This window comes from Sphingomonas citricola (assembly GCF_019429535.1).
Lineage (GTDB): Bacteria > Pseudomonadota > Alphaproteobacteria > Sphingomonadales > Sphingomonadaceae > Sphingomonas > Sphingomonas citricola.
In genome coordinates this window covers 531,191-543,614 of record NZ_JAHXZM010000001.1, presented here as the reverse complement: position 1 = coordinate 543,614, position 12,424 = coordinate 531,191, and the positions used below count along the sequence as shown (strand labels likewise).

Annotated in this window: 16 protein-coding genes; 14 read left to right on the top strand and 2 right to left on the bottom strand. The window is 66.3% G+C overall.

The genetic code is table 11. From position 1 onward, the window contains the following. Entirely contained in the window at positions 1 to 141 is a 141-nt protein-coding gene (locus KZ810_RS17150; RefSeq protein ID WP_258044417.1) for a hypothetical protein, read from the bottom strand. Between KZ810_RS17150 and KZ810_RS02715 the strand changes: the two genes are divergently transcribed. The 6 genes from KZ810_RS02715 (at position 80) to KZ810_RS02690 (ending at position 6,430) form a co-directional block, all read left to right on the top strand. Then, positions 80 to 1,507: a phage terminase large subunit family protein gene (locus KZ810_RS02715; protein WP_308461470.1), complete on the top strand. Its 1,428-nt coding sequence runs from the start codon at positions 80 to 82 to the stop codon at positions 1,505 to 1,507. The genes KZ810_RS17150 and KZ810_RS02715 overlap by 62 nt on opposite strands. Before the next feature lie 107 nt (positions 1,508 to 1,614). Beyond that, positions 1,615 to 2,097 carry a hypothetical protein gene (locus tag KZ810_RS02710; protein WP_219767434.1) on the top strand — a complete coding sequence of 161 codons (483 nt, stop codon included), beginning with the start codon at positions 1,615 to 1,617 and terminating at the stop codon, positions 2,095 to 2,097. Next, positions 2,094 to 2,744 (top strand): hypothetical protein, encoded by a 651-nt coding sequence (locus tag KZ810_RS02705; RefSeq protein WP_219767433.1) that lies wholly within the window; start codon positions 2,094 to 2,096, stop codon positions 2,742 to 2,744. Before KZ810_RS02710 ends, KZ810_RS02705 begins: the two co-directional genes overlap by 4 nt. After that, the gene (locus KZ810_RS02700; RefSeq protein ID WP_219767432.1) at positions 2,741 to 3,169 is read left to right on the top strand and encodes a DUF6950 family protein; all 429 of its coding nucleotides are present in this window, start codon (positions 2,741 to 2,743) and stop codon (positions 3,167 to 3,169) included. The genes KZ810_RS02705 and KZ810_RS02700 overlap by 4 nt, the downstream gene beginning before the upstream one ends. Positions 3,170 to 3,182: 13 nt before the next feature. Continuing rightward, a complete protein-coding gene (locus KZ810_RS02695) occupies positions 3,183 to 5,822 on the top strand; it encodes a phage tail protein (RefSeq protein WP_219767431.1) in 2,640 nt (879 codons plus the stop codon). Between the two features lie 194 nt (positions 5,823 to 6,016). Next, positions 6,017 to 6,430, top strand: a complete 414-nt coding sequence (locus tag KZ810_RS02690; protein ID WP_219767430.1) for a hypothetical protein — start codon at positions 6,017 to 6,019, stop codon at positions 6,428 to 6,430. Positions 6,431 to 6,992: 562 nt separating this feature from the next. Here KZ810_RS02690 and KZ810_RS02685 read toward each other — a convergent pair. After that, positions 6,993 to 7,319 carry a hypothetical protein gene (locus tag KZ810_RS02685; protein ID WP_219767429.1) on the bottom strand — a complete coding sequence of 109 codons (327 nt, stop codon included), beginning with the start codon at positions 7,317 to 7,319 and terminating at the stop codon, positions 6,993 to 6,995. A 30-nt stretch (positions 7,320 to 7,349) separates the two neighbouring features. On the opposite strand from KZ810_RS02685, the gene KZ810_RS02680 reads away from it, so the two are divergent. From KZ810_RS02680 to KZ810_RS02645, 8 genes are all read left to right on the top strand, one after another. Then, positions 7,350 to 7,601 carry a hypothetical protein gene (locus KZ810_RS02680; protein WP_219767428.1) on the top strand — a complete coding sequence of 84 codons (252 nt, stop codon included), beginning with the start codon at positions 7,350 to 7,352 and terminating at the stop codon, positions 7,599 to 7,601. Then, positions 7,601 to 8,056: a hypothetical protein gene (locus tag KZ810_RS02675; protein ID WP_219767427.1), complete on the top strand. Its 456-nt coding sequence runs from the start codon at positions 7,601 to 7,603 to the stop codon at positions 8,054 to 8,056. Before KZ810_RS02680 ends, KZ810_RS02675 begins: the two co-directional genes overlap by 1 nt. Further along, positions 8,053 to 8,364, top strand: coding sequence for a hypothetical protein (locus tag KZ810_RS02670; protein ID WP_219767426.1), 312 nt, complete (start codon positions 8,053 to 8,055; stop codon positions 8,362 to 8,364). Before KZ810_RS02675 ends, KZ810_RS02670 begins: the two co-directional genes overlap by 4 nt. Positions 8,365 to 8,465: 101 nt before the next feature. After that, on the top strand, positions 8,466 to 9,035 hold the full coding sequence (locus tag KZ810_RS02665; protein ID WP_258044300.1) for a lysozyme: 570 nt from the start codon (positions 8,466 to 8,468) through the stop codon (positions 9,033 to 9,035). Beyond that, complete coding sequence (locus KZ810_RS02660) at positions 9,032 to 9,277, top strand: hypothetical protein (protein ID WP_219767425.1); 246 nt, start codon at positions 9,032 to 9,034, stop codon at positions 9,275 to 9,277. Before KZ810_RS02665 ends, KZ810_RS02660 begins: the two co-directional genes overlap by 4 nt. Beyond that, entirely contained in the window at positions 9,274 to 9,903 is a 630-nt protein-coding gene (locus KZ810_RS02655) for a hypothetical protein (RefSeq protein WP_219767424.1), read from the top strand. The genes KZ810_RS02660 and KZ810_RS02655 overlap by 4 nt, the downstream gene beginning before the upstream one ends. Continuing rightward, entirely contained in the window at positions 9,903 to 10,682 is a 780-nt protein-coding gene (locus KZ810_RS02650) for a hypothetical protein (protein ID WP_219767423.1), read from the top strand. The genes KZ810_RS02655 and KZ810_RS02650 overlap by 1 nt, the downstream gene beginning before the upstream one ends. After that, positions 10,682 to 12,406 (top strand): SGNH/GDSL hydrolase family protein, encoded by a 1,725-nt coding sequence (locus KZ810_RS02645; protein ID WP_219767422.1) that lies wholly within the window; start codon positions 10,682 to 10,684, stop codon positions 12,404 to 12,406. Before KZ810_RS02650 ends, KZ810_RS02645 begins: the two co-directional genes overlap by 1 nt. Positions 12,407 to 12,424 lie beyond the last annotated feature (18 nt).

Here is a 12,424-nt window from a genome sequence, read left to right as displayed (position 1 = left end):
CTACAGGAGGAAGGCGGCCGGCGCCGGGTCGACCACCGGCAAATGGCGAACCAGCGACGTCGAGATCGCCCGCGGGCCGATGATGGCGATCACGGAGCCGGGCACCGCGATCATCACCGTGATGGTCTGCACCCAGCTCATGAAGACAGCGTTGATCGAGAACGCGTTTGGCTTCTTCGCCCACCTCGATCCCAGCCCGATGCTGATGCTTCAGCCAAAGGAGGACGCGGCCGAGCAATTCTCGAAGGAGCGCATCACCCCGCTCATCAAGGCGACGCCGGTCCTCAAGGATCTGATCGGCACGCGGAAGACGCGCAACTCCGACGAGACGATCCGGTACAAGTCGTTTCCCGGCGGCTTCCTTGCGATCGAGGGCGCGGGCAGCCCCGACAACGTCGCTCGACGGCCGATCAAACGAGTCTTCTGCGACGAAATCGACAAGTACGTCCCCACCCGAGAGGGTGACGCGGTCGGCTTGGCGGAAGAGCGGATGGGCACGTTCATCGGCGCGCAGTCCATCCGGGCCTGTTCACCGACGATCGAGGGCGAGAGCGCGATCGAGGCCAGCTACAATGAGGGCGACCAGCGGCAGGCGACGGTCGCCTGCCCCCAATGTCAACATCGTCAGTTCCTCGAGTTCTTCGCGCACATCGACTGGGACAAGACGCGGGACGCGGACGACAATGTCATCGCGCACCAGCCGAAGACCGCGGCGGTGCATTGCGAGGCGTGTGGCGCAGCATGGACGGAGGCCGAGCGCCTGGCGGCGCTGAAGACCGCGCGCTGGCATCAGACGAAGCCGTTCCGCTGCTGCGACACGCACCAGAGCCCGCTTGCAACCTATGACGCAGCATGGCGCGAAGGGACCGCTGATCCAGTCGGCGTGACATGGGACTGGTGGCAGGGGCCGCGCTGGGAGGTCTACCGCGCCCGCTGCGTGAAGTGTGGCGAGTGGGGCGTCGACAACGAACACGCCAGCTTCACCGCCGGCAAAGAGTTCTCGCCCTGGCCGCGCGACGGCCTGCGCGTTCTCTCGGATCTGCTCGCGAAGTGGACGGTCGGGCAATCGGGTGGCGGCGGCGGTTTGCTGAAGCTGCTCGGGCTGGCGGGTAGCGCGTCGGGCGCTGTCGATGCGGGCGGCGTCCGCGCCGGAGCCAACTCGGCGCTCGATGCAATCCCGCGCAACGCGACCGGCACCGAATACTTTCCCGGCGGCATGTCTGTCGTCGGCGAGTTCGGCAAGGAATTGGTGAGCCTGCCACGTGGGTCGCGCGTCACGCCGGCGGCAGAGACGCGGCGGATGCTGGCCGGCAACGACAATGAGCGCCGGATGCAAGTTGAGGTAGTGCCGTCCGATTACTTCGACGTGCGCGTGCGTGAAGTCGCCTCTCCGGTCGCGCAGGCTCATGCGGAAGCGGTAGGAACGCGCGCAGTCGCAGGATCGGTTGCGCTCAGCCAAGCGGAAACGCGCGCCACGTCGGCGCGGCGGCTGGGACGCCGCTGGTGAGCATCGTCGTTCCGGCGTTCCGCGTCACCAGCGCGCAGCTCCGCCCGCAGCTGTTTAGCGGCGATCAGGAAGGCACACTTGGCGGACCCACGCTGCCGATCCCGCGCATGGGCGATCGCTGGGCGTATGACGTCAGCACTGCGCAGCTGCAGCTTGATTTGCCCAGTCAGGAGATGGTGGCGGCCGTGACGCGCGCGACAACCGAAGACGCGCTGATGATCATCGGGCAGCCGTTCCTTGCGGCGCCGCTCGCCACTGGTGACGGACGAATCGACGGTGCGAGCCAAGGCGGCACGACGTTGAAGCTGCGCGGACTGGCTGCGGGCGCTGTCATCCCCGTGTCGGCCATGCTGTCGATCATTCACGCCGGCACTCGCTACCTGCACCAGGTCGTATCCGGCGCCACAGTCGGCGCCGATGGCAAGGCATCGATCCTCGTCTGGCCGATGCTGCGGTTTCTTACAATTGACGCCGAGGTGGTCGAGCTCGTCGAGCCGAAGATTGAGGGCAAGCTGTCGGGCTTCGCGGGCGGCAAGCGCACCCGCAACCGCATCGACCCGATCAGCTTCACGATCGCGGAGCGCGCATGAGCTATCGCCTCTCTCCGCAGATGGCGGCAGCGCTACGCACCGGGCGCTATCCGCTGGCGCCGCTTATCGAGATCACTATGCCGGACTGGTCGCTCCGGCATCTTGTCGGATCGGGCGAGGTCATGTGGAAGGGGCAGGCGTACCGCGGCAAAGATGCGCGGTTCGGGGTGCTGGTGTCAGCCGGCAATCTGCGTGACGGCGTCGCTGACGAAGCACCCGACTGGCCCCTCACCTTCGCGCCGCCTGATGAAGTCGCTGTTGATCTGCTTACCCGCGCCAACGTGCAGGGCGGTGAGGTGGCGGGCTATCTGGGCCTGATCGACCGCGACACCGGGCTGCTGCTGCCCGAGCCCATCCAGATGTTTGCGGGCGAGGTCGACGTGCCGCGGCTGCGTGTCGGCAAGGGCGCGCGCACGGTCGAATTCCGCTGCGTGTCCGCGCTCGAATGCTTCCATGACGGTGAGATCGGCGCGCGCCTGTCGGACGCTTGGCACCAGATGGTATGGCCGGGCGAAACCGGGCTCGCGAACATGAGCGGCATCGACAAGACGTCATATTGGGGCGTCGAGAAAGTGCCGTCGGGTGTCACCTATGGCACTGGCGGCGGTGGCGGGACCGGGCTTTACGGTAGGACGGTGCAGCAATGAGCGAGCTGATCAGACGCCGCGACGCGACGCAGGCCACGCTTGACGCGGTGAAAGGCAAGCCGTTCCGGCTTGGTCGCAACGACTGCGCGCGGATCGCTGCCGCGCACCTGCGGCGGATGGGTCACCGAGTGAAGCTTCCCGCCTCGGGCAGCTATGCCAGCCCACGCACCGCGATGAAGGCGTTAAAGGATCGCGGCTTTGCTGACCTGCTAGAAGCGATGGACGGCATGGGGTTCGAGCGGATCGCGCCGGCCGCGGCGCTGGTCGGCGACGTGCTGGCGCTGCCGACGGCGTCGTCGATCGGATGTCTCGTCGTGGTGCTGACGAACGGGCGTGCGCTCGGCTTCGTTGATGATTTTGCGGAAGCATCGGTGATCCAGCCAGTCGAATACGCTGCAGCGTGGCGTGTGCCGTACGCTCGCTGAGGAGGGCTAATCGATGGCGAAAGCTCTTCGCACCGCCGCGTTCGTCGTTGGTGCCGCTGCTCTGGTCGCGACCGGCGTCGGCGCGCTTGCTGGCGCGGGAGCGCTTGGTGCCGCAGCAGTTGGGGCTACCGGAACGGTCGCGGGCATCTCGACGGCCTCGATCGCGTCGTTTGGCGCGATAGCCGGCGCGGCGTCGGGTGCCCTGTCGCTGGTCACAGCTGCCACCGCCCCCCGCGGCACCGTCGGCGGAAACGCCACGTCGTTCAAGATCGACAAGGAAGCCGGCATCCCCGTCGTGTTCGGCCGCACCAGTGTCGGCGGCAACGTCGTGCACCGGCAGGTAAGCGAAAACCCGACCGGCAAGATGAAGAACCAGCTGGAGAGCTGGGTAACCGTCCTGTCGCTCGGCCCGGTCAAGTCTGTCGGTCCGCTGGTCGTCGACAAGACCACGACCGTCAGCTTCACCCCAGGCGGGGTTGCGACCGGCTTCTATGCGGGCAACATGTGGTTGCAGACGCAGCTCGGCGCGTGCCCGGAGCCCGCGGCGCTCCAGCCCCCGTTTGGTCCTATCCCCGGCTGGTCGGCATCGTCGAAGCTGTCTGGTCTCGCTGCGGATTTCTGGAGTCTCGACTTCGACAGCAAGGGCATCAAATACCCGAACGGCGTCCCGCAGCGTGGCCGCGTGGTCGAGGGCATGTTCGTCTACGACGCGCGACAGGACAGCACCTACCCTGGCGGCTCCGGTTCCTGCCGTCTGGGTGACGAGACCTCCTACGTCTACAGCGAGAACCCGGGTCCGCACGCGGTCACCTGGGCGTATGGTCGGTATCAGAACGGCGTGCGCATGGCGGGCGGCGAGATGCGCGCGAGCGGCATCGATTTGCAGCCGTTCGTCGAATGGTCGAACGTGTGTGATGCGAACGGTTGGAAGGTCGGCGGTCAGGTCTACACTGATAGCGACGACGCGTACGACATCCTGAAGATGATTTGCCAGGCGGGCTCGGCCGAGCCGCTGACGATCGGCGCGCAGCTGTCGGTGGTCTATTCCGCGCCACGCGTCTCGATCGGCACGCTGACCAGCGCGGATGTGTGCGGTGACCTCGACGTTCCCGCGGCGGTGTCGAAGCGGCTGCGCAGGAACACCATCGTGCCGAAGGTCCGGCTGGAGAGCCACGGCTGGGAGATGGTGCCGCTCGAGCCGGTAAGCGTCACCGACTACGTGACGCTCGACGGCGGCCGGCGATCGAAGGAGATCACCTACCCGCTCGTGCAGGACGCCGACCAGGGCGCGATGCTGGCGATGTACGACATGCTGAACGCGCGCGAGCTCGACGGCATCATCGTGCCGGCGAAGGCGTACGCGCTCGGCTACCGACCCGGCGACTGCCTGACGCTCGACATGCCCGAGGCCAATTTGATCGGTCGCGAGGTCATCGTGCGCGAGCGCGAGATCGACGTCGGCACGATGGGCGTGACCTTCACCTGCCGCACCGAGGATCGCGCAAAGCACGACTATGCGCTCGGAAAGACCGGCACCCCGCCCCCGACGCCCGACCTGAGCAATCCTGGCATCGATCGCACGGCACCTTCCGCCAACGACTGGAGCGCGGTCGGCGCGCGCCTGATGGCGAATGGCGTTGCAATCCCCGCGCTGGTCGTGATCGGGAGTCCGATTAGCCTCACCGCGGACGAGGTGTTCGACTATCGTCCGTTCATCGCAGGCGCCGCACCGGACGTGAACTGGCTGGGATCGAGCTTCGAGCCCGCGACTTTGACGCGCAAGGAAATCACCAGCGTCACGAGCGACACGCAATACGAGGTCGGCGTCCGCTACCGGATCCGTGGCGCGCTCAGCGAGCGGCTGATCCTCGGGCCCGTTACGACCGGCGAATACGAGGGCGTGAAGGGTGAGGACGGCACCGACGGTTTCATCGCCGACAGTGACGTTCCGGTATTCGTCATCGAAAGCTATTCGAACGGGACGCCCAAGCCGTCGTGGACGGGTGGCACTGGCGTCATCCGGCTGACCAAGGGCGGCGGGGCCGTCACCGACGGCGTGACCTATTCGATTGGCGTGCAGGAGAATATTGCCAGCCTCACGCTCGACGGCGCGCGGTTCAATTTCGCTGGCCTCACGGCCGACGCCGGCTCCTTCGTCGTCAACGCGATCTACCAAGGCGTCGCGTATTCCCGCGTGATCACGGTGAAGAGGGTACGGGACGGCAGCGCGGCCTTCCGGTCGGCCGCGAACTTCTCAGGCGAGAGCAACACGGCCTCGGGCGGTGGTAACACCACGGTGCCACAGGGCCGCACCGTCACGGTCGCGGGCAGCGCGACGTATTACGCACCACAGCCTGGCGCCAACCATACCACGACTGCTGTCGGCGTCCTGACGCTGTACTGGCGCAATGCGACCGACAACGGCCCGCTCAACTACCTCGGTGAGGTGCAGGGCTCTACCGCGCGCTCGGTCAACAGCAGCAGCAATCCGAGCGAGCCCGAGGTCGACGCCTCGCCGGGGCAGGTCGCGGCGAGCTTCACCTTCACCAGCCCATCGCCCGACAAGCAGATCGAGTACCGGGCCGACTTCCGGTCGAGCGGCGCGCCCGCGGCGTCGATCAACGGCATCGTCGCGCTGGAGCTCACCTCGTGACCGTGACGTCAGAAATCGCGGTGTTCGCTAAGGCGGATGGAGCCCTGCAATACCTAGCGGCCAAGAGCGCGGCGCCGAAATCCGGCGATCCCAAGCTAGGGTCGGTCTCCCTTCCCGCTGGCTATGACGCCGCCTTGTGGGAGTGGAGCACGGCCAAGCGGCAGATGTTGGAGAGTGCGGCCCAGGTGCAGGCGATGCTGATCGACCAGATCAACGCCGAGCGCGAGGTGCGGCAGATGACGGCGATGACCGCGGGCGGCGCGAAGAAGGCGGTTTACGCGATGCAGCAGGCCGAGGTGCTCGCCTGGTCGGGGCTCGGCGCGGCTGGCGCGACCACCACGCAGTTGATCGCAGCCTTCAACCTCCTGCCGCTGACCGCGCGCAAGCAGAAGTTCTACTTCGCCATGATGAGCGCGGAGAAGCGCGGCGAAACGAGTATCGCCCTGGCGATTGCACGGTTTTCAGCAGGTGCCGCCTCGTCGAACTACGAGGTGGCGCGCGTCGAAGCGATCGCTCGCGCTGGCATCGATGCTGTAAAGGCGGCGACTACCGCTTCTGCGAAGCGCGCGGCGGCCGCGGGGGTCGATTGGAGTTGGAAGCCTGCGTGAACCGACCTGCCGCCTACGGCACAATACTTAATCGCGTTTGCTCCGAGAGAAGACCGCGGCCACACCGAGCGCAACGACCGCGCTGACCACCATGAACACTGCCGGCAACTGATCTCTCCCAACGTAACGTGGCGATAACGCTTCTGGCGAGGTTATGATCGCCGGCCGCGCGCTTTCTGTCCGTAGTGGGACGCGCGGCCGACTTCGCGAAGATCATCCCAAGGAAGGTCAGCGCGCGGGCCGACCATGCCTGAGCCCATTAATGGATGCTATACTCGAGCACGCCGTCTTTGCGCTGACCGCCGCCGTCTTGCCTGCTCCATGCGGCGGCGGCGCTGCCTGACCGCTACGGTATGCGGACGTGCCCGTGGCCGGGTCTTTCCGCGCATTGCGCCAACGGCCAACATGCCGACGAACAAAACTACCTGCGTCAGCCAGGCTACGAAAAGCGCCCAGGCTGCCATTGAAATCCACCACATCGCTCCATCCCCAAATACACGCGGGTTACGCGGAGAGCGATTCAACCGCCTCGGGTAGCAGCTTGGTTCCGCACTTCATCCTGTCAGCCCCACGGCAGACAATGCGGAAGAGGATTGTGAGGGCATAGCCCTTCTAGGTTCCAGCGAACGATCAGCATGCCTGCTGTGCCAGCCGCAGCGGCAGCGGCGCACCATGTTCGACTTGGCCGCAGGCGCATCATCGGTTTGGCGAGCCGATCGACGGCGATCGCCAGCACACACACGGCTACGATCTGCAGTCTGGTTTCGGTTGCCTGAAGCACGAAGCGGCAGGCGACCCCGAACAGCCCGAAAGCGACGACCAGAACGGCGTTGTTGATCCGGTCTCGATGCATCGCGCCGCGGTACCCGCTGCGTGCCTTGAGCACCACCCTCCCCGCTATTCCCCCGGAGTTCCAACCATGGACGTACCGCTGCCAATCAGCGTCGGCGCGTGGCTGTTCTGCCTCGCGTGCCTCGCTCCTGCTGTCTGGCGCTTGGTGCGCCGGCGCGCGCGGTCGCTCGATCCGATCTGGGGTGTCGTCTTCCTCCTCGTGGTCAATCGCCTGACCTTCTTGGCCAAGCTGTCACCGCTCATCAGTCATTCGACCGCGGTTGCGCTCGCGCTTGTCATGTCGGCGCTGACGATCTCCTATCAGTGGAGCGATCGGTGATGCCCGCGCCCAGTCCTGACGTTGCCGGCCTGCCCTTCGGATGGGGCGCGGTGTTCGGCTTCCTCAACCTGCTCGGCATCGGTGGCATCCTCACCGCCTGGGTGAAGCTGCGCCCGCGCATGCGTGAGCTGGAGAAGGCCGCCGAGGAGAAGCTGCGCGACGACCTGATCGCGCGCGTCGAGCGGCTGGAGCGACGGCTTGAGGAAGAACGGACCCAGCACGAAGCGACCATGTCGATCATGCGTCACCGGCTGACCAACAGCGACCAGTGCATCGAGGCTCTGCTGCTGGTGCTCGACGACGACGACCTGCCGCCCAAGGTGAAGCGCGCGGTCAACGCCATCAAGGCGATGCGCGATCGGCAGCGGTCCGAAGAAGCGCTGGAGAAGGCAACCATCCAGGCCGCAGCGATCGCGCGCGCAGAGCCGACACCCAAGCAGGAGCCAGCCGCATGACCGACGCCGATCGCCACTGGCGCTACGCCCTCGCTGCCATGCTGATCGTGTCCACGGTTGCGCTCGGCTTCGCTGTAATCTTCCATGCCGTACCGGAGTCCAGCCAGCGGCTCGTTGACGCGCTGTTTGGCGGCTTGCTGCCGATCACCGGCAACGCGGTCACCAAGGCGATCGATGCCGCGCGGTCGGTTGAGGACGCCACCACAATCAAGCAGCAGTCCGCGCAGCTGGCGGGCGCGCAGCCTGCAGATGGCCCGAGCGGGCGGCCAGGCGATCCGGTGTCGGTGACGGAAGAAGCACCTGCCTGAATGCGAAAGCGCCCCGTCTTTCGACAGGGCGCTCCGGAGAATGCTCACTTGCTGAGCCCCGATCATCCGCCAACGGCCACAGCAACTCAAGGACACAATCGATGTTGGAAGGAAACGCCAGCCTGCGGGTCGGCCCGATGGCGCTCGCCCTGCTTGACCACTTCGAGAGTTGCGAGCTTTCCGCCTATCTCGATTCGGTGCGCGTGCCGACGATCGGGCGCGGGATGACTTACTATCCCGATGGCCGGCGCGTCCGCTTGGGCGACAGGATCACGCAGGTTGAGGCGGACGACATGTTCGCGCTGCTGCTCGAGCGCGATTTCGCCAAGCCGGCAAGGAAGGCGATCGGCACCGCCCCGACCACGCCCGCGCAGTTCGGCGCGATGGTGGCGCTCGCCTACAACATCGGCATGGGGCCGCTGCTTTGGCTGCCCGGGATGAAGAAGGGCTTTCGTCAGTCGGACGTGCTCAAGCGGCACAAGGCGGGCGACTATGCCGGCGCTGGCGGCAAGGGCGGCGACAATCCAACACCCGGCGCTTTCGGCGGCTGGATACGCGCTGGGGGCGAGGTGCTGGCTGGGTTGGTGCGTCGTCGCTCGGCTGAGGCCGCGCTCTACCGCAGCGACTTCGCGAACGTCGCCCGCTTCACCCACGGCGAGGTCGGCGCATGACCCGCCTTGCCATCCTCGCCGCGGCCCTCACCCTCCCCGCCTGCGCCACCACACCTACGCCTATCTGCACCGGCTCCGACCTGCGCCGCACCGTCTACACCGCCACGATCGCGGCAGCGGACGCGTGGAGCGCATCGGGCCGACCGGTGCCGTCTGAGGTGATGCTCGCGCGGGTCGGCGCTGTGGCGGCGCTGTCACTGCTCAACAGCCGCTGCCCGGCTCACGAAGGAACGCCTGCATGAGCGCCCTCGCCTCTCGCTTCACGATCACCGGTGACGTGCGCTGCTTCGCTGGCGAGGCGCTGACGGTCGAGATCGCCTTCGACAATGACGGCGCCCTGATCGACCTGACCGGGCGCACGTTCGCTTGGACGGTGTACCGCGCGAACGACCGCGAGCCGCTGTTCTCGGCGGCGGGCGTCGCCTTGTCGGTCGGCGATGATCACTGCATCCGCTTTGCCATTGACGGCGACACGACCGACGAGCTGTTCGCGACCAATCGCATCGGACTTCGTCACGAGATCGCCGAGATCAGTGAAGCTGGTCGCGACATCTGGGTCGAGGGCCAGTTCTCGATCGCGCGCTCGGCCGCGACCGTCGCGCCGGTGTCGGTGGACGCCTCCGCGGCCAGCGTGACGCGGTTCGCGTTCGAGTACGACACGCGGCGGCTGGTGATCAGCCCGCGCGGCGCACCAGGGATCACGCCGTGGCAGGCTGCCGGGCAAACCTACGCCGAGTGGAACGCCGCTCTCGCTGCCAGCGCGCAGACCAGCTTCGTGCAGGACACCCAGCCCGATCGCGACGGCCCCTATGCCTGGTGGGACACCTCGGGCGGCAATCTCACTCTCTGGATCGAGGACGGACGCTGATGCTGCGCAATGCCTTCGCCGACTTGGCGACCGATGAGACCCTGCAGGATGTGCTCGCCAAGCTGCCAGCGGCGCCAGCGACCGCGGGTGGTCAGGCGACGGGCAATGCATCGCTCGCGCAGATCGTCACCCTGTTGACGACTGAGGGCGGCTACCTCGACGGGGTCGAGACGCTGCTCGCTGCGGTGCGCGACAAGCTGATCGCATCGCCGGCGACGGACGCGAAGGTCGAGGCGGTCCGCGCGCTGCTCGCAGGCACGCTGGTGGTCTCGGCGGCCGCCCTGCCGTTGCCCTTTGGGGCCGCTACGAGCGGTAAGCAGGACACGGGCAACACCACGCTCGCCAGCATCCTTGCCGCGCTCGGCACGACGCTGGCGGTAAGTGCTGCGAGCCTCCCACTGCCGAATGGTGCAGCAACCAGCGCTGCTCAGACGACGATGAGCACGACGCTCGCAAATATCCTGACGGCGCTGGGTGCCACGCTCAAGGTGCAGACGCCCATACCTGCGGGTGTCGTAACCGGGCAGGTGCCGCTTACCGCCAACACCACGGCGCAGCTTCCGTCCGTACCACTGGTCAACGGCATCGTCATCAAGGCCGCTGCCACCAACACCGCGCCTGTGCTGATCGGCCCCTCGGGCGTAACCACGACTACGGACGGCACCGGCACTGGCTATCCGCTGCAACCGGGTGAAGCCTGCTCCTTCGCGCTCGCCAATGCAAACGGCGTCTATGCTCGCTCCACCGCGGCGGGCGTCATCTTCTACGAGGGCAACTGATGGCTGCTCCTGCGATCCCACCCAGTGCGTTCTCGACTGATCCTGTGGCGCGGAAGGCTTTGCCGATACCGTGCTCGATCGGCACCAATTTCCCATTCCAGTCGTCGGCATCGGCAGGCATCACAGCCGGCCAGCAAGCGGGCTTCCGCGTTCCCATTTACATTCCGCAGGGCTGCACCAATCCGCGCCTGTTGTTTGTCGGCGGTGCAGTTGCGGGCGCTACGGAAGCGGCCCTCGCAACCGGCTTTCCGCTCAAGGTCAGCGTGGAAGTCGGGCAGGGGTGGAACCCTTCCAAGACCTATGCGCCCGGCGATGTGGTGATGGACTATGCGACCAATGGTGGCGGCGGCTCCTACGGCAGCAACCCGTATTTCGTGTGCGTGACGGCCAACACGAACTCACGTCCGTCGCCAACAAATGCGAATTGGGCGGCCGGTTCGCGTCCAACGACTTACCCGGTGACATTCAACGGGGTGCAGGATTGCTCGTTCGGCACTCAGACGCTTCCCGATGGTACTGTGGTTGCGCGTGGCACGCTGCTGACCGACTCTATCCCGGTGACAGTGCCTGTCGGCGGGATACTGGTGGTGTGGGCGTGGCTTCCCTGTTCCGGTTCGCAAGTATTCCCGGTCAGCGGCCAGAGCATGGCCATGTCGCTCGGCGTCGTGACGGAGAACGGCACGACAGTCACCGATCGGACGGCATCTGGCGGAAACGCTTCGCCGCGTAGCGCCAACGCCTCTCAGTTCGCGCCGGTGGCCGTGCTAGGGCAGCCGCTTGCTCCAACGCCAACCGCCGCCATTATTGGTGACAGCATAGGACAAGGCAAAACCGGCACGTCCAGCCTGTCCTCTGTTACGCTGCAATCGGGCGGATCGGGCTACAGGGTCGCAGACATCCTCACGCTTGGCCGTAACGGCGCGACACCGGGAGCGGTAGCCGCAGGATCTGACGCAAAGGTCATCGTGGACGCCGTGTCATCGGGTGCGATCACCGCTCTGCGCGTTATTGACGCCGGCGGTTACACCAGTACAGCAACGCAGACCGGCCAAGCGCTCCCATCCGGTACGATCAGCCTCTCGGGCGGATCAGGAACGGGCGCTACGGTGACGGCTTCGTTCGGCACTAACCCGTATGACATGGGCGATAGCAATGGCGCGCAAGGCTACCTTGCGCGTGCCATGTCGCAACGCGGCATCCCGTACGTGATGGCGGCAGCGGCTGGCGATCGGCTCAATCTGTGGACCGGCGGGCGCTCGTTCACCCGCATGGCAGCGCTAGCGACCTGCAATGCTACGACGGCGGTGATCGCGCTTGCTCGCAATGACCTGTCGGCCGGTGATAGCGCGAGCGCCATTCAAGCAAATCTGGCGACCTTCGCGGCTCGACTGCGGGGAATGGGCGTAAAGCGCCTCATCGTATGTACCGCGACGCCAGAGACGACAAGCACGACCGCGGCAGGCGCGTCCAGCATTGCCGACCAATCTGTAACCGCCAATGATCCAGCCCGCCAGGCACTCAATGCGTGGATGCGCGCGGGCGCCGGTGGCATCTTTGATGCGGTCGCCGATGTCGCCGCAGCAGTGGAGCAGGGCGGTGCGTCGGTACCTACCGGCAAGTGGATTACGATCAACGGCGAGCCTGCCGCTGCCGACGGCAAGCACCCCGGTATAGCCGCGATCGCGCTCATGCAGGCCGTCGTTGCCACGGCAACCTTTGCATGACCCCCACGTCTCAGGTGT